This window comes from Halorhabdus sp. SVX81, assembly GCF_029207715.1.
Classification (GTDB): domain Archaea; phylum Halobacteriota; class Halobacteria; order Halobacteriales; family Haloarculaceae; genus Halorhabdus.
Map to the genome: position 1 here is coordinate 2,832,162 of NZ_CP104322.1, position 21,611 is coordinate 2,853,772.

Sequence of the window (21,611 nt, forward strand, 5' to 3'; positions counted from 1 at the left end):
TCTCATACACACGCCCGTCGGTGGCGGTGCGTGCATCAACCCTTCCCATCCACGTTCGCACGGGATGGTGCATCGGTCGTCCGTACCCAATCGAAGCGCCGTCCCACACTTAAGGGGATCGGATTCGATCGGATACGAGCTATGGACCCACTGGGATTCGAACCCAGGGCATCCTCCTTGCAAAGGAGGCACTCTACCGCTGAGCTATGGGCCCTTCCGCCGTACAATGTTAGCCCTGGTAGTTCATAGGTGCCCAACTGGGGTGGTGGCGAACGTGCAGGTGGGTCGGGGCAACGCCCCGATCCCGATCGTTAGGAGGTGATCCAGCCGCAGATTCCCCTACGGCTACCTTGTTACGACTTAAGCCCCCTTGCGGAGCCCAGATTCGACCGTCGCATGACGGCCTCATCCGGACCCCACTCGGGTGCTTTGACGGGCGGTGTGTGCAAGGAGCAGGGACGGATTCACCGCGCGCTTCTGACACGCGATTACTACCGAATCCAGCTTCATGAGGGCGGGTTTCAGCCCTCAATCCGAACTACGACCGGGTTTCGGGGATTAGCGCGTCCTCTCGGACTGGCGTCCCACTGTCCCGGCCATTGTAGCCCGCGTGTAGCCCAGCACATTCGGGGCATACTGACCTACCGTTGCCCGTTCCTTCCTCCGCTTTGGCAGCGGCAGTCCTCCTAGTGTACCCAGCCATCGCAAGATGCTGCTGGCAACTAAGAGTGCGGGTCTCGCTCGTTGCCTGACTTAACAGGACGCCTCACGGTACGAGCTGACGGCGGCCATGCACCTCCTCTCAATGGCTCCAGTAAGGTCATCAACCTGACTTTCACTGCACATTGTCGGTGCTGGTGAGATGTCCGGCGTTGAGTCCAATTAAACCGCAGGCTCCTCCGGTTGTAGTGCTCCCCCGCCAATTCCTTTAAGTTTCATCCTTGCAGACGTACTTCCCAGGCGGCTCGCTTCACGGCTTCCCTACGGCACAGCGCAGGCTCGTAGCCTGCGGCACACCTAGCGAGCATCGTTTACAGCTAGGACTACCCGGGTATCTAATCCGGTTCGAGACCCTAGCTTTCGTCCCTCACCGTCGGGTCCGTCTTTCTGAGGCGCTTTCGCCACCGGCGGTCCGTCCAGGATTACGGGATTTCACTCCTACCCCGGACGTACCCCTCAGATCTTCCGGCCCCAAGCCAGACAGTTTCCGCCGGACGTCCACGCGTTAAGCGCGTGGATTTCCCAACGGACTTGTCTGGCCGGCTACGGACGCTTTAGGCCCAATAATAGCGGCCATCACTCGGGCTGCCGGTATTACCGCGGCGGCTGGCACCGGTCTTGCCCAGCCCTTATTCCTGTACCACCTTACGGTACAGAAAAGCGAGGACTATATGCCCTCGCACTCGGAGTCCCCCTATCGCACTGTCGTGCAGTGTAAAGGTTTCGCGCCTGCTGCGCCCCGTAGGGCCCGGCATCTTGTCTCAGATACCGTCTCCAGGCTCTCACTCTCATGACCTGTACCGATTATGGGCACGGTGGGCCGTTACCCCACCGTCTACCTAATCGGCCGCAGCCACATCCTGTGGCGCCGCAACGTTTCCGACTCGCCGCACTCCAGCTGGCGAGTCGTATCGGATATTGGCCTCAGTTTCCCGAGGTTATCTCCGTCCACAGGGTAGTTTGGCCACGTGTTACTGAGCTATTTGCCACGGGTCTAAACCCGTGCGACTAGCATGGCTAAATCGGACTCCGATAGCAATGGCCTCCGGCAGGATCAACCGGAATGTCTCCCCGGAATGGGGAGGGTTAGGCGGGATGACACCCCAAAGGGGTGTCGTCGCTATCGTAAGCACGTTCGCTGACACCCCAGTCGGGTGTCACCGAACTACCAGGGCTAACATCAGATCCCATCTATACGGCGGACCGCAGGGGTGGAATCCTCATGTCTTCCGGACCAAATCGTAAGCCGAGAAGGGCTATAAACCCTTCGAACCGGCTCGGACTTGATCCGGGGTGCGACCGGGGCGATCCGTGCCCCGTCCGAACCACGTTCGTATTCAATCCGAAGTGCCCTGTTACACTTAAGGGCATCGGATCGAATCGCACCACGCGAGTGGCGCGACGCGGTCGGAGGGGCGCCGTTCGCCCTTCGTCGCTGCGTATCTATGCAGATGGGAGGTAATTACTTAAACCCGTCGAAGGAGACCCGCCACGTCATGCGATTACAAGCAGAGAGGGATGTCGTACCGTGACATGGTGGGCGTGGTATCGGCAGCGGGCCCACACACCCGCCAACACGTGAGGTCTGTGTGTGAGACAAGGGAAGATTGAGGCCATACGAGTCGACGACCGTTTGGCTGGAGGGCCAGCCCGGACACAGGAGTGGTTACTTCCGGAGCTGTAGTGACTCCCGGAGCAGGAAGAATGTCGCGCGGCCGGAGGTCGAGCGGTCATCCCGCGCGTCGTGCGTCAGGTCACCCCGAGTGAAAGCCGCGCACCGGGGGTTGGCTGTCGGGATAGTAGAGACTATCGACTCCGAGAAACCGCCGAAAAGTGATGTGCGGGTGGGGCGTACCTCAGATTTCCTCGAGATGCTCGACACCCTGCTTGGAGACGTTGCCCTTGGTGATCTCACCGGGCATCCAGTCGGGCTTGTCGTCGGGCGCGTCCTCTTCCCAGGCCCAGCCTTCGTAGACGTGGACCTTCTCCGTCCCCTTCTCACGGAGCCGGATCGTCTCGGGATCGGCCGCGTCCTCGCTTGGTGCCGGATCGAGCCGTCGTGCAGCCTTCAGCGCCGCCTGGCGAGGTGTCCCCCCCGAGAAGACACTCGACTCGTTCCCGTCCGATTCGCGCAGTGCAAAGTTCCGTTTGTCCGTATCACGTGCCATGGTTTTCGATACTCCATGTCAACCCAGAACATGACACACTATAAAAATACCCCCCGATTCGGGGGGCGATTGCCACAAAATATTTATGTGAAAAATTGACGGGTGGCGATATTCGCCCGATTTTCTGGCATTCGACCGACAGCGCGCGGTTCGCGCGCGCCCCATTGAGACCGATGTCCCAGAGTCCACAGTATGAGGCGCCTGAGACGGACGGCACGGTAGGCTTAAGTGTGTCCTCCGGCCAACCACAGGTTAAGATACCGCGATGGTGCGAAAGAAGAAGCTCAGCCCAAGTGGCGCGAAGGACGAGGACGGGGAATACCACAACGTCCACATCAACCTTCACGAGGACGAGTTGGCGGTCGCCGGGATGGAGATCGGCGACGAAGTGTTCGTCAGAGTCCGGGACAACAAGATCATCATCCAGAAAGCAAACCCGGAGGACGTCGAACACGACTTCTAGGCCCTTCGCGGGTTGGCCGCACCCGGGATCGACATACCATGAACCCCTATAACCTCACCAAGCCGCTGTTGTTCAAGCTATCACCCGAGACTGCACACGCGCTCGCGCACGAGGGACTGTCGCTCGTCGACGGGACGCCGATCGAATCGGCCCTCGTCCGCGCATTCGGTGTCGACGATGATCGGCTGCGGACGTCGGTCTTCGGGTGTGAATTCCCAAACCCGATCGGCGTCGCGGCCGGCTTCGACAAGACGGCCGAGGCACCTGGCACGCTGGGTGCGCTCGGCTTCGGTCACGTCGAGGTCGGCGGCGTCACTGCCGAGCCCCAGGATGGAAACCCGCGCCCGCGCGTGTTTAGACTCGTCGAGGACGAAGCAGTCATCAACCGGATGGGGCTCAACAACCCGGGCGCGGACGTCATCGGCGAGCGTCTCGATCACACCGACGTCTCGATCCCGGTCGGCGTGAATCTCGCCAAAAGCGAAGACGTGCCGATGGAGGGGGCGGCCGCGGACTACCGCTACACGTACGAGCAGGTTGCCGAGGGTGGCGATTTCTTCGTGATCAACGTCTCCTGTCCCAACTCGCCGGGGTTCAGAGACTTACAGAACCGCGAGTCGCTGGAAGACATCTTCGGCACGTTGAAAGACGCCGGCGCGAGTCCGCTCCTGGTGAAACTCTCGCCCGACCTGCCGGAGCCAGCCATCGAGGAGACGTTAGAGCTCGTCGAGGAGTACGATCTCGACGGTGTGATCGCGACCAACACCACGACGGACCGGCCGAAGACGCTCACCAGTCCGGACCGTGTCGAAGAAGGGGGGCTTTCGGGCAGACCCATCGAGGAACAGGCGACCGAGATGGTGAAGTTCGTCGCCCGCCGAACGGACGTCCCGGTCGTCGGTGTCGGCGGCGTCTTCACTGCAGCCGACGCCTACCGGAAGATCCGTGCCGGGGCGAGCCTGGTCCAGATCTACACCGGCTTCATCTTCCGCGGGCCGACGATCGCCCGGAACGTCAACCGCGGGCTCGCGACGCTACTCGAACGCGACGGCTTCGACAGCGTCGAGGACGCCGTCGGTGCGGACCTATAGGCAAAGAGCCGAGCAGAATACTCCGAGAAGAGTTCTTATCGCCAGTCGGCCGCTGACACCGCGTAGTCTACGTCAACGGAGATCCACGTTGTTCCGATTTCCGGCCATTCGGCGTCAGCCGGAAACACCGTCAGGATCGACGGATCGTCTTGGTCATCGTAGGCCCGGTCCAGTTCGCGATCCGTCTCGCGAGAACTGGCTGGCAATGCGGGCGTCGCGGTGTCGTCGGTGGTCGACATCGTTACTCAACTCCCTATAACAGTTGTTTCCTTATATATCGGATTGTACCGGAAATACTGGCGTCATCTCACAGAATTATCGGACAAAGTAATACAATCCAACCTAAATCCATACTGCAGAGTTAAATTATAATCCTAACACCCGTGGCAATGAGTATCCCACCACTGACTGCCGGCTTTTCCATCGACATCGACACTTCTCGCGCGCGTGGTCCACGTGAGCGAAGCGAGTGTGAGCTCGGGAGCGTATACTCCCGGTGGCGAAAAACCGCTTGCTTACTGTAACGCCGCCAGGTCGAACTCGAAGGCCACTACCGGCAGTTCCAGATCGTGTTCAACCACCTTTTTCCGCTCGAAGCAAAGCTTCTCGCGCAAAAACGTGGGCGAAAAACCGCTTGCTTACTGCAACGCCGCCAGGTCGAACTCGAAGGCCACTACCGGCAGTTCCAGATCGTGTTCCACGAGCACGGCGGGGTGAACTTCGCCGATCACGCCGACCGCGTCGCCATCGATCTCGACGGCAGCAGTCCGACCGTCGATGAACGAGGGATGCGCCGTGGGTGGCGTCTCCAGTTCGGCATCGAAGTCGGCCACCAGCGCCTGGAGGCGAGCCTTGGCGTCCTCGTAAGACACGTCGTGACGCGCGAGCGCGCCCGCGACGTGACGGGCTTCGGCGACGCCAGTGTTTGCGCCGTCGTCACGCTGGGCGACGAACCCGACCTCCGCGAGGTCCTGGGGGTAGCGTCGATGAGTGTTGTTCTCGAGGACCTGCATGATCGACGGGAGCAGCCACGTCCGGACGACCGTGTAATCCTCGCTGTAGGGATTGCGGATCTCGACAGGGTCGCCGTCACCCAGGGCGTCCACGCCTGGCGCTATCCCCATGCGGTCATGCAGTTCCTCGGCGCTCGTCAGATGGAAGTTCAGCAGGTCCTGAAAGCCGAGTCCGACCAGCGCGGTCCTGACGGCCTCCTCGAGTCGTGCGCGCTCGTGCCGCCCGCCGATCGTCCCGACCGCGGGGTAGCGCGGGTCGAGGTTGTTGAAGCCGTAGGCCCGCCCGATGTCGTCGATCACGTCGACGGGGTGGAGGACGTCGACGCGATACGGGGGGATCGTGACGTCGTAAGCTGGCGACCCGTCCGTCTCGGTAGACTCCCCGTCCAGTCCGGATCGTTCGAGGAGGTCGATCATGTCCTCGCCTTGCAGCTCGATCCCGAGTGTGCGCTCGATCCGGTCGTGGGCGACGGTCTTGGTTTTCGTCGAGAAATCGGGGCGGAGGAGCGACTCGCGGTACTCCTCGGGCGAGTCCTCGTACTCCACGCGAACTTCCTCGATCGTCCCGCCGCGGGCGTCCAGGGCGTAGCAGACAATCGACAGCATGTGGTCTATCGTCCACTGGTCGGTGCCGGTCATCTCGATGAAGAGGTCCCGCGAGTCGGTCGAGACCTCCGTCCGGCGGCCGTTGACCACTGGCGGGAACGAGAACAGCCCGATCGAATCGTAGATCGCCGGGACGGTGTCGTACTCAGCGACGAGGTCGGCGTACTCCTCGCCGATGTGGTGCTCGGAGAGGACCTCGCCGGGCGTCATCTCGGCGTCGCCCTCCAGCGGCACGAAGGTGTCGCCGTCGCGGTCGATCCCGGTATAGCGGACGGACTTGCCCTCGCCATCGTCGGCAGCCTCGCCGCCTTTCAACATTGTCAGGTCGTGCACCCCGATCGCGCCCTTCGCACGCTTGCGACCCATCGTCGCGTGGAGTTTTTCCTGAAGCTGGATCAGCGAGTCCAGCGATGCCTCGTCGAGATCCAGCCCGCGGACGACTGCCCCTGTGACATACGGGCGTTCCTCGGGCACGTCCTCGACGTGAATCGTCCAGTCGGCGTCGTTGGTCTTCGGGACGTAGACGCCCCGCGAATCCCCATACTGGTAGCGCAGCGACCGGGCGACACCTTCGACGGAGAGGCGATCGAGGCGGTCGGGCTCGAACTCGAAGCGCAACTCGCCGTCCTCGGTTTCGCCCTCGTATTCCAGGCCGAGTTCGAAGAGATCATCGCGCAGGTCGTCGTCGCTCTTCTCGCCGTGGCCGGTCAGTTCCCGCAGTTCGTCGGTATCGATGTCGACAGTAGGCATCAGTAACGCACCTCCTCGGTTCGCAGGTACTCAAGATCCGCCAGCGTCCCGTGAACGTCCCGGATGTCCTCGGCACCGGTAACGAGCATCATGAGTCGCTCCAGGGCCAGTCCCCAGGCCATCACGTCACACTCGACGCCGAGGGGATCGAGCATCTCGGGCCGGAAAATGCCGGAGTTGCCGATCTCGACGACCTCGCCCGTGACCGGGTGCTCGCCGAACAGCTCGAAACTCGGCTCCGTGTAGGGGTTGTACGTCGGCTTGAACTCCAGGTCGGTGATCCCGAACTGCTCGTAGAACTCCGTGAAGGTGCCCATCAGGTCACGCACCGAGAGGTCCTCGGCCATCACCCAGCCCTCGATCTGGAAAAACTCGAGGAGGTGAGTCGCATCGATCTCGTCGTTGCGGTAGGCCTTCTCGACGGAGAAGAATCGCTGTGGCGGTTCGAGATCACCCTGCGCGACGCCCGCGAGGTGACGGGCAGAGAGTGACGTGGTGTGGCCACGAAGGTCGACCTGGCGGGCCATCTCCTCGCCCCACGGCGAGTGATATCCCTCGCCATCGGGGCCAGCGCCCTCCCGGTGGGCTGCCTCGACATCCTGGCGGACCCCGTCCGGCAGGTCGTCCATCGGCGGCACGTCCAGCGCGAACTGGTCCCAGTGCGTGCGCGCGGGGTGATCCTGGGGCATGAACAGCGCGTCGTTGATCCAGAACTCCGCGTCGGCGTGGGGACCGTTCATCTCCTCGAAGCCCATGCCGACGAGGACTTCCTTGACGCGCTCGGCCATGCCGCGAAGCGGGTGCATCTTCCCGCCGTCGATGGCCTCGGCGTCGGCTTCGACGTTGTAGTCGGCGAATTCGACGTCTTCCCACTCGCCACTGGTGAGGAGATCGGGCGTCAGGCGATCGACTTCCTGGGCCTCCTCGATCCCAGCCATGAGTTCCGTTACGGCCGCGTCAGTGAGTTCGACCGACCGGACGGTCCGCTCGTCGCGCTCGATCAGTCCGCGGCGGTCGAGTTGATCGAGGACGTCGTCGTCCCCGACAGCGTCGCCTGCATCGATGGCCTTCAGGGCGGCGGCTTCCGCGTCGGCGTCGGGATCGACGTCTGCTTCGGCGGTGATCTCCCCGGCATCGATCTCGCCGTAGCCCTTCCGGGCGAAGTTCGACAGCGCGATGTCGACGGCCGCGCCATCGAGATCGGCGGCCCCGATGACCTGCCCCATCGAGACGCCCCCCTCGTCGGCACCGGCCTCGACGGCAGCGGAATAGAGACGGTGTTCGGGCAAGCCAACGTCGAGGTAAGACTCACCTTCCGCGGTCAGCGAGACCGATTCGTCGGTCGTTTCGGTGACGGCAACCAGCCCGTCGGCTTCGAGTTCGAAGGCCGCGCGGGTGACGGCCGCGGTGGCCAGGCCGGTTTCCTCGCTCAGCTGTTCGACGGTGCGTCGGTCGTCTGCGCTCGCGGCTTCGACCACCGCGAGTTGGTCGCTCGGGAGTTCCATCAGTTGTTGTCGGAATACACTGGGGTTGCTCAGTTAACGGTTCTTACTTCGAGAGCGTGGCCCGAACGGAGTGAGGGCCACGGTATTGCGAGCGGTGACCACGGAACCGCGAGTCGCGTTGACGGTCACCGTACCGTCAACGAGATCGGGTGACCGGTTTCGTCCCTGGCCTGGTCGTCCCGGGCCGAGAAGTCCACCGATCGTCAGAACGCGGCAAAAAAGCCGAACGCCCGACCGACTCGCGACTGGCTGGCGATCCACCGGTCCTGGGCGTTCGGTGCCATATCCCTGGGTTGGTAAGCCATCACACAAAAGCGTTGCGAGAGCACCCGATCCAGGCCCAGGCTGACTCACGGATGCCTTTAAGACAGTTCGAGTGGAATATTGAACAACAAGAGATGGCGTCGAAAGGTTCTCAGTTCCTGATGTCTGTGTTGGTCCTCGGATTAGTTGGGCACGCTACCGTTGCAATCATGACTCCACCCGACCCACTCACCCAGCTGTACACAGTGGGTGCACTGGTGCCAGTCGTCCTCGTGCTCTCGTATCATCTCAGCTATCAACGTGGCTACGAGTGGATCTGAGGGGCACGGATACGGCTGCGAACGAATTTAGTTCAGTCGTCCAGCGCCGTCTCCGGGCGGTACTCCCGGCTGATAGCTTTCCAGTTCCCAGTCGAAAGGGGTAAACCCCCCAAAAGACGAACGTCTCCGGATCAACTTCAGCAGCTACGGACGGATTATCGCGATGAGGCTTATCGCGACACCAACAGGAATGAGTGGCCAGAATGGATCGAAGGCCACACCAATGATCGTGAGTTGAATCGCGAAAAGGACATAGATGATCCGAGTTATTCTCACATCGTGTTCATTATCTTCGATCATATTTTCGTGGCTATTGTATTTTTCCGCTATAGTTTTTCCGTTGTGGTTTGCTCGGTCCCAGCAACGGAAGGAAGCGTCGGCAGCGATCAGTCGTCTAGCGCCGTCTCCGGGCGGTACTCCCGGCTGATGGCCTTCCACTTGCCCGTCGAGAAGCGGTAGTAGTTCCCGATGGCAGGTACGAGCGTCTCGCCGAGGAAGGCAACGTAGATGCCCCAGACGCCGATCGAGGTCTTCGCACCGAGATACGCGGCGGGAATAGAGACGGCGAAGACGCCGAGTGTCTGGTAGATGAACGGCCAGTTCGTGTCGCCGCTGGCGTCCAGAGCCCCGGCGATGGTGCTGTTGACGCCCTGGGGAATGATCGCGAGGCATCCGGCAAAGACCATGCCGACGGCGATCGGAATGACCTCGGCCTCGGCCCCGAGCAGAACGACACCTGGCCGAGCAACCAGGGCGACGACTGCGGCCGAGACGCCGTAGGTCGCGACCGCCATGAGGACGATCTCCCGGCCGTAGACCCCGGCTGTCTCCTCGTCGTCCTCGCCGAGATGCTGGCCGACCAGACTGGACGCCGCGAGGCCGAACCCCCATCCGGGAACGTTCATCAGTCCCCAGATGCGCCGGGCGACAGTGTACGCCGTCAGGACGGTCGTCCCGAACATCCCGACGATGAACAGCATGGGAAAGCGGGCGACCGTCCAGGTCATGTTCCGGCCGACGACGGGCGTGCCGATGGAGACCACATCGGTGATGTCGTCCCAATGGAAGTACGTCCCACGCGGTGAGACCGAGACCGGGAACTGGCCGATACCGGGGAGCCAGCCGGCGATAAGCCCGACTATGAACAGCGACGTGACGAGGACGTTGGCCGCGACGGTCCCCCAGGCCGCACCGGCCACGCCCATTCCCATCCCGAAGATGAACACGCCGTTGAGGACGATGTTGAGAACCGCACCGCCGCCACGGAGTATCATCGGGATCTGGGCGTCGTCGGCCCCGATGAGGACGCGACTGCCCACGAGGTTGAGCCCCGCGAACGGGACGCCGAGGCCGAGGATCTGGAGGTAGGTCGCGCCGTAGGTGATGACCGGTTGATCGCTGTTGAGCAGGCTGATGAGCCACTCGGGGAAGACCCAAAAGGCCGCGCCGACGGGGAGTGTCACCGCAACGACGACGACGAAACTCGAACGGACGGCCTGGCCGAGCTGGCCGAACTCCTCGGCCCCGAATCGCTGGGAGACGAGGGCGATCGTCCCGGCGGCAAAGCCGCCGCCCAAAGCAAACGCCAGCCCCCAGAACGGGCCGGCCAGCCCGACACCCGAAATCGCCGGCTTGGTGGCGATCCCCGAGGCCGCCCCGACCATCGCCACGTCGGCCGCGTTTTTCGACATCCGGGCGATCCCAGTGACCACACGCGGCCAGGAGAGATCCGTCGCTTTGCGTGCCCGCTCGGCGTCGATCAACCCGAGGCGGGCAAGCCCCAGGCCGATGAGAAGGATAACGCCTCGGACAGGGTTTGCGCGGGAGCCGGTACGCTTGATCGACTGGACGGCGCTGTCGATCGAGGACTCGGGACGAGACACGAAGTGATTGTTCGTTCAACGGCAGCGGAAAAAGGTCTTCCCATCTTCCGCGAATATCACTGCGAGGTACCCATTCGCGGACGGCAGTTCGGATTGTCCGGCCGGCTGCGGGTTCATGGGTGGTTCCGTCGTAGACACCACTGGCGAAGATCTGGAGAATCGAACGATTCAAGCACGCACTGTCCGACAGGGCCAATCGGATGATACCCTGGATGGTCCTCCTGGCCGCAGTCGTCGTGTTCTCGGGTGGCTACTGGTGGTTCGTCGGCGGTCGCGGGCGCTGGGAGTCTCTGACCCGGGATCGGTTCGTCCGGGGGGTCCCCTGGGCGACGTTCGCGACGGCGGCGCTGGTCGTCGGCTTCTACCTGTTCGTCCAGAGCGGCCTCGGACACTGGAGCCAGCCACTGACGATCCCCTTCCGTTCCTGGAGCCTCTTCGAACCGGTCGGACTCCTCACGTCGGGACTGGCACATGCCGGTCCCGCTCACCTGCTCGGGAACGTGACGGGGTTGCTTGTGTTCGGCGCGATCGTCGAGCACGCCGTCGGTCACTACCCACGGGACAGGGACGACACTGCCTCCCGACGGTGGAACAGACTGCGTCGCCCGGGAGTCCGGATCCTCCTGATTTCGCTCGGCATGATTGGCCTGGCCGTGGTCCCCTCGCCGTTCGTCCTCGGGTGGGTCCTTGGCTACTCGGGGGCGGTCTACGCCCTCGCTGGGTTCGCTCTGATGACGCGGCCGCTCGCTGCCGTCCTCGCCATCGTCGCCCACGACGCGCTGGGAGTCCTCGTCGACGCCGCCGAACAGCCGGTCGTCGAGGCGACGCGGTCGGTCGGCCCGCCGGCGCCACCCGCCTGGGCCGGGATCGCCTTCCAGGGCCATATGCTGGGCTTCCTCATCGGCATCCTGCTGGGAATCGGGCTCCTCCGTCGGTACGATTGGACGCCGGAACCGGTCAGGCTGTTCGGCGCGGTGATCGCCTTCGCCCTCACGAAGTCGCTGTGGTTGGTGGTCAGCTCCGGGGGCGAGGGCGTCTACGTGTTGTATCGCGGTGCGGGCGTCGTGATGGTACTGCTCGGGACGCTCCTGGTGACGCTTGCGGCGACCGGCGCGCGGCCGGAGATCTCGGCCCCACGCGCGCTTCAGTCGCTGTCCTGGCAACCGGATATCGACACCGGCGTGATTCCGGGAGCACTCCGCCGTCGGGTCGCTGCCGTTTCGATTCCGACGTGGGTCCGGGAGGGACTGATCGTCGGACTCACGTTCGTGGCGTACGTCCTCGTCGAGCCGATCTCGGAACTGGCCGCCAGAGCGTTAGCGCTCGGCGTCGTCGCCGGCAGTGGCTATCTGGTGCTCAAACTCCTGAAATGGGCCCTCGGCCACCTCATCGCCGCGGTGCCGACGGGCGGCTGGGTCGGACGCGTTCCAGTGCCGTCGATCCCCCGTCCAGGCAAGGCAACCGGGACGCTCCTTGGCGCACTCGCCGTGGTCGCACTGCTCGGCCTCCTGTTCAGCCCGGCCACCGTGAGCACGGCCTCGCTGGCGGACACCGGCGAGGTCGAGATACAGGACTACACGATCACCTACGCCGAGAACGTCAGCGAGGGGCGAGCACTCACCTGGGACAGCGAAATCTTCGACGGGACGTCGAGCGGCGTCATCGTCGCCAGCGAGCGCCGGGCGGTCTGGATCGAGGCGGTCAGCCCGGATCGACTGGCCCACGACGGGTCGGCGACCGTCCGCGTCGGTGGCCTCGACTGGGAGCAGACAGTCGATGTTGAACAGCAGGCGGTCAGCGTCGTGGGGAACGACAGCGTCTACGCCGTCGACCTGCGCACGGAGGGCACGACGACGCGGTCGTTCAGATCGGCCCCCGCGACTGCCGACGCCCGCATCGACGGTCGCCGGGTCGCGGTTGCACCGACGGCGGACGGCTTCGAACTCCGGGTGCGCCGGAACGGAACACTCGTCGGGTCGCGCCCGCTCCCGGCTGCCAACGCGTCCACGTCGGTCGGGTCGCTCCGGTTCGTCGCGTCCGAGGAGAACGAAACCCGGTCGATCAGGGCCGTTTCGGGGACGACAAGCGTTCGGATCGCCAGCGTCGAGGGTAACGCGACCAACTGATGCCGAAGCGAATTGCTGGCGAATGAGGTGAAGGGGGAAACCGAGACGAGGGGTTCGGATCGGCAGGTGAGGCGGACTCACCCGGTGGCAGAAGTAGCGAATCGAGGGCGGTCGATCAAGTTCGTTTACGGCTCGAATCGAAGTCGATATCGAGTTCGTCGAGTCTCTCAGTCCACTCCTCGCGTTTTTCCTGGTGATCTTCGAGGAAAGACTCCATCAGTTCGGCAGCCTGTTCCTTACAGCCACCACACAATCGCTCGCCGCCGGCACACTCCTCATAGACCTCGGTGGCGAACTCGTCGTCGTCATCCGCGAGCAAGTAGGCGTAGAGTTCGTAGACCGGGCACTCGTCGGGCTTGCCCCCGAGTTCGCGCTGTTCCTCGGCCGTCTCACGGCCGCCGGTCGTCGCCGCACGAACCTTGTCGTAGCCGTCTTCGGGATCGTCGAGCAGACTGATGTGACTCTCCGGAACGGACGAGGACATCTTCCCGCCGGTGAGGCCGGTCATGAAGCGGTGATAGACCGACGACGGCGGCTGGAAACCGTACCCGCCGTTGGCGAGTTCGACCTCGCGGGCGAGTGCCGCGGCGGCCTCGTGATCCAGTTCGAAGGCGTCGATGTGCTCGTCGTAGACGCGCTTCTCGCCGTCGATGGCCTCGATCAGGGCCTCGAAGGCCTCCTCGGTGGCGTTGCGGTCGAGGAACCGGACGCGGGGGCGGAGCGGTTCCTTGCCGGCCTCCCGGAGCATCGTGATGAGGCGATCTTTGGTCATCGCACCACCGTCAGTCGCGTCGCGATCACGCTCGTTGTCGAGGTAGGTCGCGGCGTCGCCACACCGGATCGTCTCTCCCGGATGGTCGCCGGCAAGCGTCTCGTAGGCCTCCGCAAGCAGGGCTCGCTCCTCGTCGTCGGTCTCGAAGGAGGCGTAGGCCTTCGTGACGCCGAAATAGCGCATCCGGGCCGCGACGTCTCTCGCCAGGCGCATGTGCGGATCCTGGTCCGGGCCGACGGGGATGACGGTCGGCTTGGGTTCCTTGAGTTGCGGGTAGAGGATGTCCGCGATCTGCGTCACGACGCTCTGCATGTGACTGACATCGGTCTCGCCGTCGAAGCCGTAGATCCCCTCGAACTCGGCGAAGCGGGCCTCCGCGCCGAGTTCGAACGCCAGATCCTGCAACTCGCGGTTCTCGGACTGTCGATAGAGCGTCCCTTCCTCCGGGTCGAAGCCCAGCGCGAGCAGCGAGAGGATGTAATCCCGGGCGTGCTCGTCGATCTCGTCCCACGTGAGTCCGCGGGCGGCGTGGGCCTCCAGATCAGCGATGAGGCCGTAGGCGTCCCCGCCCTGGCGTTGATGCCAGATAATCTCGTCGAAGACGAGTTTGTGGCCGATGTGGGGGTCGCCGGTGGGCATGAATCCCGAGAGGACGGCGAATGGGTCGTCGTCGCGCATGGCGCGGGCGACCGGCCGGTAGTCGCGGTGGCCGAAGATGACCCCGCGGCGCATCAGATAGTGGGGCGCAGGGACATCGGGCAGGATTTCGTCGAACTCCTCGATGCCGAACTCCTCGAAGAGGTTGCGGTAGTCGGCGACCGTCGAGGAGCCCCACGGATCCAGGGTCGTGTCGTCGGCACCGGCGGCTGCGCCGCCGTCAGTGCGGAGTCGGGGGGAAGCCTGTTCACGCCGTCGGTCGTCTGTCGGTTCGTCGTTGGTGTGTGAATCTCGCGTCATTGGTGTCGTGTCTCGTGTGGTTGGTCCTCGAAGCCACCGGGCCGAGAAAGCGGAGGGAGCATCGCCCGCCGGGCGACGAGTTACGCCCGCCGACCGGCGACGGCGACACTGTCCACTTCCCGGGGGTGCCAGCGACGGACGTCGGGGGAAGTGGACGCCATGTGCGTACGTCTCCACCAGCAGGGGTTTAACTGTTGTGAGACGACACGCCCGAGAGTGGATCACAACACGCCTGAACGATCCAACAGGCAGGACATCGCCACAAAGACAATATATCCGGTCGTGGAAACATATATAACTCGTTACGCCGTATCAATCGTATGATCGATACGAGCCCGGGCAGCCGGTGGCGAGAGGAGCGGACGACGTTTCAGCGAGTCTACGACGTGATCGTCGGCACCCAATCACCGGGCACCGCCGGCGAGATCGCCGAGCGAGCCGATTGCTCGGAGACGGGTGCCCGAGAATCCCTGGAGCAACTCGTCGAGATGGGAGTCGCCGAGCGACGTGACGGGCGGCCCGCGACGTACCGGCGCAACGACGCCTACCTGACCTGGAAGCGCGTCGAGCGCCTCGCCCGGGAGCACCGGCCGGCCGAGCTCCGCGAGCGCGTGGACTCGTTGCTCGAGGAGGACGAGGCCTTCCAGGAGCGCTACGGCGTCCCGGAGCCCGACGCCGTCACGAGCGAGGATGTCGAAACCGAGGATCACGACGCACTCCACGACCACTGGGAAGGATTGAGCGAGTGGCGGACGGTTCGTCGGGATATCCGTGTCCTGCGTCGGGCCGTCCAGCGCGCCGAGACACGACTCGACGGCGAGGCGCGGGCGTGAACGACGACGAGACGGCGGGTGGATCCCGCCACGATCAGGCGAGTGGAGCGCTCGACGTGGCGACGCTCTCTTTGCTTGCCCGACGCGCCGAGACACACCCGCTCGTCACGGCGTGGGCGTTCGATCCGGATTCGATGTCGCCTCGGCTGCTCGAAGTCCATCTCGACGCCAGCCAGTACCCTCGATCAGTCACTGACGTCCGACTGGACGTTCGCTGGTTCGAGGGTGGGGACTACACGTTCCACTATCTCGAAACCCACGAACGAGACGACTGGCAATGCCGATGGGACCGCCACCCGAAGCCCGAGGCACCACGAGCACACGTCCATCCACCGCCGGACGCCGCGGGTATCGAGGAATCCGGGATCGACGAATCACACCATCTCGGCGTCCTCTTTACTGTCCTGGAGTGGATCGAATCACGTCTCGAAGCACTTCATGAAGACGACTGATCGACGAGAGAGGGACGGCCAATACCGTCACGGCGTCAGTCGCCCGACTTCGAGCCACTCGATTCGGGGGTCGCCGTCCGCGTCAGCCTCCGCCACCAGCGCGAACACCATCCGCTTGCGAACGCCGTGGGCCAGTCGGACGTCAAGCGCGAGATCGCGCGGCGTGAAAGCGTGATCCGCCGGTAACACCCGCACGAGCAACTCGGAGTGGCCCAGCGAGTCGACGGTCTCGACGTCGGCGTACGTCCGGAAATCAGCGCCGAACTTGTAGCCCGTCTTGGGCACGACGCCACGCTCGCGGAGTGCCCGATAGACCGCGAGTCGACGGTCGAAGCGCTCGCCCTCGACCTCGCGACCGCACTCGATGATCGCGTCCGCACCGCCCTCAACGTCGAGCACGCCTTGGCGGGCCAACGCGGCGGCCTCGATCAGCGAGAGCTGGAGGGGCTCGCCCGTCTCGTCGTCGAGCGGTTGGCCGTAGAACCCCTCGTGGTAGAGTGCTTCTGGCGGGTCCCAGACCAGGACTCGGTCGCCCAGCAGGTCGGCCGCGACCCCGGTCGACAGGTCGACCGTCGTCGAGCCGCCGATCTCGGGGTGGCCCGTTTCGAGATAGGTGATCGCCGACTCCTCGTCGACGACTGCCAGGACGCTATCCCCCAGCGTGGCCGCGGAGACGGCCGTCCGCTCACTTATTGCCCGGATCCGATAGGCGACATCGTCGTCCCAGGGCCCCTGCCCACGGGGGTAGACCACGAAGTCGGCCCCTGCCGGATCGTCGACCCAGCCCTCGCGGGCGGGCGAGAGGTAGAACCCCCGATCCCGGAGGTCCTTGTAGACGAGAACGTCGATCTCCGAGACGGCGGCCGAGGAAACGAGCGTCCGGAAGTCCAACGCGTCGCCGGTTGTGGCATCCCGGACGTGTTCGACGTCACCCCGGTAGAGAAGATGGGCGGCCTCGACCGGTGCCAACACCAGCCCGCCAGCCTCGACATGACCGTACCCATGGGAGTCATAGAAGCGCTCGCGAGCCTCGCTACCCCCGCGGACCACGTCTCCCTCACGGACCAGTTCCATGGTCTGACCTGCCGGCGGGCGGGCAAAGGCGCTACGGTCCAAGCCCACAGCGGCCGGTCGAAGGGAAACGGCCCATCGCCGTGTCAGGGTTCCGCCGGAACGCCGCCCGAACCGTCCCGCCAGGCCTCACAGGTCGCGTCCAGACACCGCCGCCCGCCGGCGGTCTCGAACAGCGGAAGGCCACAGGTACACTCGCCGACCACGACGCCGGCGGGGAACGCAAAGCCGGTGTCACACTCGGGATAATGCTCACAACCTGCGAGCAAGCCGCCGCGACGGAGAACCCGGAGATCGCCCTCACAGTTCGGACAGTCCCACTCGCGGTCGAAGACCTCGGCGACGGCGTCGTCCATCGATTCGCAGTCGCGGTCGACACAGACTTCGAATGCTCGACCGCGTTCGACTCGCATTTTCGGAAGGCCACACTCGCAGTGATCGTCGATGACTTCGGCGTCGCCGGGGAGTCCATGGCGGGCGTCACAACCCGTGCAGGCGACGGCGTCGGTAACCCGGACGAGGGCCGCTCCGCAGTCAGGACACTCGCCGACGGGGGAGCCCGCGGCGCTGGCAGGGTAGCGACCGCTCGCCGTCTCGTCGTGGATCTCGACGGTGAGGCGCTGGTCGCCGTCGGTCGCCGCGAGGTGGGTGCCGTCGATGGTCACCGTCTCGGCGCGCGTGAGCCACGCGACCGGCTGGTAGCCCTCGGCGTCGTGGACCAGAACGGTGTTGTCGGGCTTGACGACGACCAGGACCTGCCCGCGCTGTTCGTGCTCGCGGACGCGAGAACCGTCGAACGTAGTCGTACACTCCCCGGCGACGACGTGAATGCCATCGTGCATACGCCAGTTGGCCGCCCCCTCCGGTATAAACGCGCGGCCGGACTGACGGGCGACGGCGAACGGAACGACAGACGGCTGATCGACGGTGTTGCAGAAGTGCAGCGGTCGATCCCGGCGTGAGCACGGGCACGGCCCAGCGAGAGGGTCACCGCGAAGCACGCTCTGCAGTCCAATCAGCCCTCGGCTCGACAGCGTTTCGAATCGTCAGCCTGGCGACTTCCGGCCGGGCGTTGTTCTCGCCGCCGGCCGGGAGGAATTCGAAGGGGTATGGGCCCCCACTGTCGCCGAGGCGTGCCGCAAGCGTAACGAGGTCCCCGGCCTCGGCAGCAACGAATTCGCGCCGGACCCGGGTCTCGCCGGCGGGAACGATCGTTTCGAGGGACGCTTCGTATCGGTCTTCGACGGCCGTTACCGAGACCGGAAGTGAACGCGCGGCCGTGTTCTCGATCACCACCGTGCCGCCCGGATAGATCGGATCGGCACTGTCGGTCATCACTAGCCCGAAGCAGCCTGATATGGACGTGATGCCAAGCAAACTCCCGACTGTTCCGAGAAACTGTCGTCTGTCAGACATCGTCTCTCGTTTCGCGGATGGTGGTGTCTCGGGTCATCGGTGACGGGAACTGTCTGTCAGTTCCGGGGCCGTTACAGCAACGGCGGGAGTATCCCCACCACCCCGGACGGAGTGATACCTGAAGGGGACGGACGATGACGACGGCGGCGATCACGACGAGGGCGAAGGGAGGGCGCATGGATTGAATGTCTGATGTGGCTCGACTGGGTCGCACTGATCGACGGGCTTGCTGGACGGTCGTCGACAGGACGTCCGTTCCGGCGTTTGCCGCCAAGAGATATACGGATTGTTCGGCGTTTCGGATTCGGAAACCGTGCAAGCTATGCTATCGGTGTGACGCGGAAACGCAAGTATGGGGTACGCAACCGGCTCGGTGAGATCGACGGCCTCGTCGCATTGCGGTAGTCGCTACTCAGTGTGTCTGCAGCGATTGAATCGGCGGTGCTCCCCGAGCAATCCGACCATCACATTTATCCCCCTGTGTAAAACATGCTTTACTGTAAAGAGTTGTTTACACCCATGACGGACGACTCCGCCCCAACACGGTCCCCACAGCACGCATCGCCATGTGGTCGACGAACGCCCGGTGTCCCATGTTCGAGGAGGGAGCCACAATGACGGAACCAGCTGTCGTCGCCGACGGCCTCACGAAGCGCTACGGCGAGGACCCCGTGGTCGATGACCTCTCGCTGTCGGTCCCGCGAGGAAGCGTCTACGGATTTCTCGGGCCGAACGGAGCCGGGAAGACCACGACCATGCGAATGCTGGTTTCCCTCTCGGAACCGACAGCCGGGTCCGGGACGGTTGCGGGCGTGCCGATCTCGAACCGGCCGGCACTGACCCAACGGATCGGCTATCTCCCGGCCGACCCGCCAATCTTCGAGGAACTCACCGCCTGGGAGCACCTGCGTCACGTCGCCCGTCTCCACGGAATCGACGACGAGCGAGCCGACGAGCGGATCGAGACGCTCCTCGGTCGATTTGGCCTGCTCGAAGACGCCGATAGCCGGATCGAAGCCTACTCGACAGGGATGACCAAGAAGGTCGGGATCATCGCGGCGCTGTTTCACGACCCCGACGTGGTCTTTCTCGACGAACCGACCGCCGGCCTCGATCCGCGCGCCGCCCGCACCGTCAGAAACACGATCGCCGATCTCGTCACCCGGGAGATGACCGTTTTCCTCTCGACGCACATCCTGCCCGTCGTCGAGGAACTGGCCGACACCGTCGGCGTCATCGACGAGGGGACGCTCGTCGCGGAGGCCCCGCCCGCGGAATTGAAGCGACGGGCCGAAGCGTCGCCCGATCTCGAGACGGCCTTCCTCGAGATCACTGCCGAACGGGACGGATCGCCCGCCGATCAACCGGCATCGTCGGCAACCACCCAGGCAGCCGCCGGCGGAGGTGGGGCGGATGGCTGAGGAGTCGTCTGTGCTGTCGCGGTCCTCGACGAGTGCGTCGAGCGACCGCGGCGTCCGGTCGGTGGGAGGGTGGCTGTACTCGTTCCTGCCGGTCCCGGCCCGGAGCCTGGAGGTCGCCCGGATCGACCTGTTGCGGGGGTATCGCTGGGTCAGACACCAGGATCTCTGGCTCGCCTTTAGCGCAGTCGTTGGCGTGATGGGCGCGTTCTTCCTCGTCCAGACGTACGCGATCGCGAGTGACGTCGGCGCGGCGATCGCCGCCGGGGAGGGACTCCCGACGTGGCTCGTCTTGGCGACGAGCGTGGTCTGGGTCTTCCTGGCGGTCTTCCTCGCGGGGGACGCCTTTGGGACGAACGGCGATCTCGATCACGGCGGACAGTACCTCACGATCCGACCCGCCCCGGACCTTGTGGGCGGACTCCTGCTGTCGGCCGCCGCGAAGTTCTCGGTGTACACGATCGGTCTCGGCCTGGCCGGCGGTGCGGGACTTGTCGTCGGGACTGGCTCACCACTCCCGCTGGTCGGAGTCGCCGGCGCGGCCGTGCTCATACCGACGACTGCGACGGCGGTCGGCTACCCGGTCGGGTTGGCGCTGAAGGGTGTGGTCCGCCGCTCGGCGAACCTCAAGCGGCTGACGACGGTGCTCGGCGTCGGGATCGGCCTCGCGTACGTCACGCTCTCGGTGACCGGCGAGTTGGTCACCCTGGTCGTCTCCCTCCACCCAGTTCTGACCTCGCCCCCGCTAACGTGGTTCGGGCATCTCACCGTTGTGACGACGCCCGGTGCCGGCGTACCCGTCGCCGGCGTTCTCTGGCTCCTCGCCGTCGCCCCGCTGGTCGTCGTCGGTGGAACGATCCTTTCGGTCCCGATCGCTCGCTACGCGTGGCTCGCAGATCCAGCCCGCAGGACTGACGACGAGGACCCGGATCTGCCGGCGGCCCCCGACTCCCGGCTTGACGACGTGCTCGACGTGCTCTGTCGAACGCCCGCGACGCGTGGCGTCGCAAGTACGACGCTCAGGCGGGCGGTCCGGTCGCCGTTCCAGTTCGTCTTCGTCGCTCCGCCGCTTTTGGCCGGGATCCTCTTCGTCGAGAGTGCGGTGACCACCGGCACCGTCCCGTGGTACGTTCCCTGGTTCGTCGTCTGGTACGGGGCGTGGGCGGCCGGCGCGGTCGTGCCGCTGAATCCACTGGGGAACCAGGGCGGGACGCTGCCCAGGCTGCTGACGTCCCCGGCACGGGGCCGACACGTCGTCCACGGCACCGTTGTCGCCGCCACGCTCGTCGCCGCTCCGCCGACCGTCGGCATCGCGCTCGGGGCTGGCTACCTGGCCGACAGTTCCCTGGCCGTGCTGGCCTCCCTCGCCCTCGCCGGCGTCGGTGCTGTCGCGGGAAGCGCCGTCCTCGCGACCGGAATCGGGTCCATCTTCCCGCGCTTCGAGGGGATCAGTCTGGACGGGGCTCGACAGGCAGTCCCGCCGAGCAAGCGTGCCTACACCCTCTTCTCGATCGTGCTGAGTACGGTCGTCCTCGCTGTCGCATTCGTCGCCGACGGGACCGCTCGGGTTCTGGGGTCTGCCCTGGTGTCGCAGTGGCTGCCGTTCGGACTCGATATCGGTGCAGGGATGCTTGAGACGGTCGCGTGGCTCGCCCTTGCGAGTGCAGCCCTCGCGCTCCCGCTCGCGTACCGACTCGCCGTCCATCGGCTCGAAACCTATCGTCTCCCGTAACGGTGTCCGATCGACGCCATCCGTCGGTACCGATCGTGCGGTCCGCTCCCG

16 protein-coding genes, 1 tRNA gene and 1 rRNA gene are annotated in these 21,611 nt (G+C 64.7%); 7 read left to right on the forward strand and 11 right to left on the reverse strand.

The window, feature by feature from the left end; all coding sequences use genetic code 11:
* Nucleotides 1-142: 142 nt before the first annotated feature.
* The 3 genes from SVXhr_RS14180 to SVXhr_RS14190 all read right to left on the reverse strand — a co-directional run bounded on the left by SVXhr_RS14180 (nt 143) and on the right by SVXhr_RS14190 (nt 2,888).
* A tRNA-Ala gene (locus SVXhr_RS14180) sits at nt 143-214 on the reverse strand.
* Between the two features lie 99 nt (nt 215-313).
* A 16S ribosomal RNA gene (locus SVXhr_RS14185) occupies nt 314-1,785 on the reverse strand.
* Between the two features lie 791 nt (nt 1,786-2,576).
* A complete protein-coding gene (locus SVXhr_RS14190; protein ID WP_015789426.1) occupies nt 2,577-2,888 on the reverse strand; it encodes a non-histone chromosomal MC1 family protein in 312 nt (103 codons plus the stop codon).
* 265 nt (nt 2,889-3,153) lie between these two features.
* On the opposite strand from SVXhr_RS14190, the gene SVXhr_RS14195 reads away from it, so the two are divergent.
* Both SVXhr_RS14195 and SVXhr_RS14200 read left to right on the forward strand, forming a co-directional pair.
* Entirely contained in the window at nt 3,154-3,351 is a 198-nt protein-coding gene (locus tag SVXhr_RS14195) for a hypothetical protein (RefSeq protein ID WP_015789425.1), read from the forward strand.
* A 38-nt stretch (nt 3,352-3,389) separates the two neighbouring features.
* The gene (locus tag SVXhr_RS14200) at nt 3,390-4,442 is read left to right on the forward strand and encodes a quinone-dependent dihydroorotate dehydrogenase (RefSeq protein WP_275738153.1); all 1,053 of its coding nucleotides are present in this window, start codon (nt 3,390-3,392) and stop codon (nt 4,440-4,442) included.
* Nucleotides 4,443-4,477: 35 nt separating this feature from the next.
* On the opposite strand, the gene SVXhr_RS14205 is transcribed toward SVXhr_RS14200, so the two are convergent.
* The 4 genes from SVXhr_RS14205 to SVXhr_RS14220 form a co-directional block, all read right to left on the reverse strand.
* Nucleotides 4,478-4,681, reverse strand: a complete 204-nt coding sequence (locus SVXhr_RS14205; protein WP_275738155.1) for a hypothetical protein — start codon at nt 4,679-4,681, stop codon at nt 4,478-4,480.
* 399 nt (nt 4,682-5,080) lie between these two features.
* Entirely contained in the window at nt 5,081-6,811 is a 1,731-nt protein-coding gene (gene pheT, locus SVXhr_RS14210; protein ID WP_275738157.1) for a phenylalanine--tRNA ligase subunit beta, read from the reverse strand.
* Entirely contained in the window at nt 6,811-8,316 is a 1,506-nt protein-coding gene (locus SVXhr_RS14215) for a phenylalanine--tRNA ligase subunit alpha (protein WP_275738159.1), read from the reverse strand. Before SVXhr_RS14215 ends, pheT begins: the two co-directional genes overlap by 1 nt.
* A 970-nt stretch (nt 8,317-9,286) precedes the next feature.
* Nucleotides 9,287-10,741: an MATE family efflux transporter gene (locus tag SVXhr_RS14220; RefSeq protein WP_345799517.1), complete on the reverse strand. Its 1,455-nt coding sequence runs from the start codon at nt 10,739-10,741 to the stop codon at nt 9,287-9,289.
* 242 nt (nt 10,742-10,983) lie between these two features.
* Between SVXhr_RS14220 and SVXhr_RS14225 the strand changes: the two genes are divergently transcribed.
* Entirely contained in the window at nt 10,984-12,909 is a 1,926-nt protein-coding gene (locus tag SVXhr_RS14225; RefSeq protein ID WP_275738163.1) for a rhomboid family intramembrane serine protease, read from the forward strand.
* Between the two features lie 115 nt (nt 12,910-13,024).
* Here SVXhr_RS14225 and SVXhr_RS14230 read toward each other — a convergent pair whose 3' ends face one another.
* Nucleotides 13,025-14,638 (reverse strand): tryptophan--tRNA ligase, encoded by a 1,614-nt coding sequence (locus SVXhr_RS14230; protein ID WP_275738165.1) that lies wholly within the window; start codon nt 14,636-14,638, stop codon nt 13,025-13,027.
* 320 nt (nt 14,639-14,958) lie between these two features.
* On the opposite strand from SVXhr_RS14230, the gene SVXhr_RS14235 reads away from it, so the two are divergent.
* Together SVXhr_RS14235 and SVXhr_RS14240 are read left to right on the forward strand one after the other, a co-directional pair.
* Nucleotides 14,959-15,471 carry a helix-turn-helix domain-containing protein gene (locus SVXhr_RS14235; RefSeq protein WP_275738167.1) on the forward strand — a complete coding sequence of 171 codons (513 nt, stop codon included), beginning with the start codon at nt 14,959-14,961 and terminating at the stop codon, nt 15,469-15,471.
* The gene (locus SVXhr_RS14240; protein WP_275738169.1) at nt 15,468-15,923 is read left to right on the forward strand and encodes a hypothetical protein; all 456 of its coding nucleotides are present in this window, start codon (nt 15,468-15,470) and stop codon (nt 15,921-15,923) included. Before SVXhr_RS14235 ends, SVXhr_RS14240 begins: the two co-directional genes overlap by 4 nt.
* A 27-nt stretch (nt 15,924-15,950) precedes the next feature.
* Here SVXhr_RS14240 and endA read toward each other — a convergent pair whose 3' ends face one another.
* The 3 genes from endA to SVXhr_RS14255 all read right to left on the reverse strand — a co-directional run bounded on the left by endA (nt 15,951) and on the right by SVXhr_RS14255 (nt 18,410).
* Nucleotides 15,951-16,997: a tRNA-intron lyase gene (endA, locus tag SVXhr_RS14245; RefSeq protein ID WP_275738171.1), complete on the reverse strand. Its 1,047-nt coding sequence runs from the start codon at nt 16,995-16,997 to the stop codon at nt 15,951-15,953.
* 83 nt (nt 16,998-17,080) lie between these two features.
* Nucleotides 17,081-17,836 carry an endonuclease NucS domain-containing protein gene (locus SVXhr_RS14250; protein ID WP_275738173.1) on the reverse strand — a complete coding sequence of 252 codons (756 nt, stop codon included), beginning with the start codon at nt 17,834-17,836 and terminating at the stop codon, nt 17,081-17,083.
* Between the two features lie 145 nt (nt 17,837-17,981).
* Nucleotides 17,982-18,410, reverse strand: a complete 429-nt coding sequence (locus SVXhr_RS14255) for a hypothetical protein (RefSeq protein ID WP_275738175.1) — start codon at nt 18,408-18,410, stop codon at nt 17,982-17,984.
* A gap of 614 nt (nt 18,411-19,024) precedes the next feature.
* Between SVXhr_RS14255 and SVXhr_RS14260 the strand changes: the two genes are divergently transcribed.
* Nucleotides 19,025-19,831, forward strand: a complete 807-nt coding sequence (locus SVXhr_RS14260) for an ABC transporter ATP-binding protein (RefSeq protein WP_275738177.1) — start codon at nt 19,025-19,027, stop codon at nt 19,829-19,831.
* On the forward strand, nt 19,824-21,560 hold the full coding sequence (locus SVXhr_RS14265; RefSeq protein WP_275738179.1) for a hypothetical protein: 1,737 nt from the start codon (nt 19,824-19,826) through the stop codon (nt 21,558-21,560). Before SVXhr_RS14260 ends, SVXhr_RS14265 begins: the two co-directional genes overlap by 8 nt.
* Nucleotides 21,561-21,611 lie beyond the last annotated feature (51 nt).

What these genes read in the sequence shown, in the direction of transcription:
- SVXhr_RS14190 (WP_015789426.1), bottom strand. Translation starts at nt 2,888, where the DNA reads ATGGCACGTGATACGGACAAACGGAACTTTGCACTGCGCGAATCGGAC.
- SVXhr_RS14195 (WP_015789425.1), top strand. Translation starts at nt 3,154, where the DNA reads ATGGTGCGAAAGAAGAAGCTCAGCCCAAGTGGCGCGAAGGACGAGGAC.
- SVXhr_RS14200 (WP_275738153.1), top strand. Translation starts at nt 3,390, where the DNA reads ATGAACCCCTATAACCTCACCAAGCCGCTGTTGTTCAAGCTATCACCC.
- SVXhr_RS14205 (WP_275738155.1), bottom strand. Translation starts at nt 4,681, where the DNA reads ATGTCGACCACCGACGACACCGCGACGCCCGCATTGCCAGCCAGTTCT.
- pheT (WP_275738157.1), bottom strand. Translation starts at nt 6,811, where the DNA reads ATGCCTACTGTCGACATCGATACCGACGAACTGCGGGAACTGACCGGC.
- SVXhr_RS14215 (WP_275738159.1), bottom strand. Translation starts at nt 8,316, where the DNA reads ATGGAACTCCCGAGCGACCAACTCGCGGTGGTCGAAGCCGCGAGCGCA.
- SVXhr_RS14225 (WP_275738163.1), top strand. Translation starts at nt 10,984, where the DNA reads ATGATACCCTGGATGGTCCTCCTGGCCGCAGTCGTCGTGTTCTCGGGT.
- SVXhr_RS14230 (WP_275738165.1), bottom strand. Translation starts at nt 14,638, where the DNA reads ATGACGCGAGATTCACACACCAACGACGAACCGACAGACGACCGACGG.
- SVXhr_RS14235 (WP_275738167.1), top strand. Translation starts at nt 14,959, where the DNA reads ATGATCGATACGAGCCCGGGCAGCCGGTGGCGAGAGGAGCGGACGACG.
- endA (WP_275738171.1), bottom strand. Translation starts at nt 16,997, where the DNA reads ATGGAACTGGTCCGTGAGGGAGACGTGGTCCGCGGGGGTAGCGAGGCT.
- SVXhr_RS14250 (WP_275738173.1), bottom strand. Translation starts at nt 17,836, where the DNA reads ATGCACGATGGCATTCACGTCGTCGCCGGGGAGTGTACGACTACGTTC.
- SVXhr_RS14255 (WP_275738175.1), bottom strand. Translation starts at nt 18,410, where the DNA reads ATGTCTGACAGACGACAGTTTCTCGGAACAGTCGGGAGTTTGCTTGGC.
- SVXhr_RS14260 (WP_275738177.1), top strand. Translation starts at nt 19,025, where the DNA reads ATGACGGAACCAGCTGTCGTCGCCGACGGCCTCACGAAGCGCTACGGC.
- SVXhr_RS14265 (WP_275738179.1), top strand. Translation starts at nt 19,824, where the DNA reads ATGGCTGAGGAGTCGTCTGTGCTGTCGCGGTCCTCGACGAGTGCGTCG.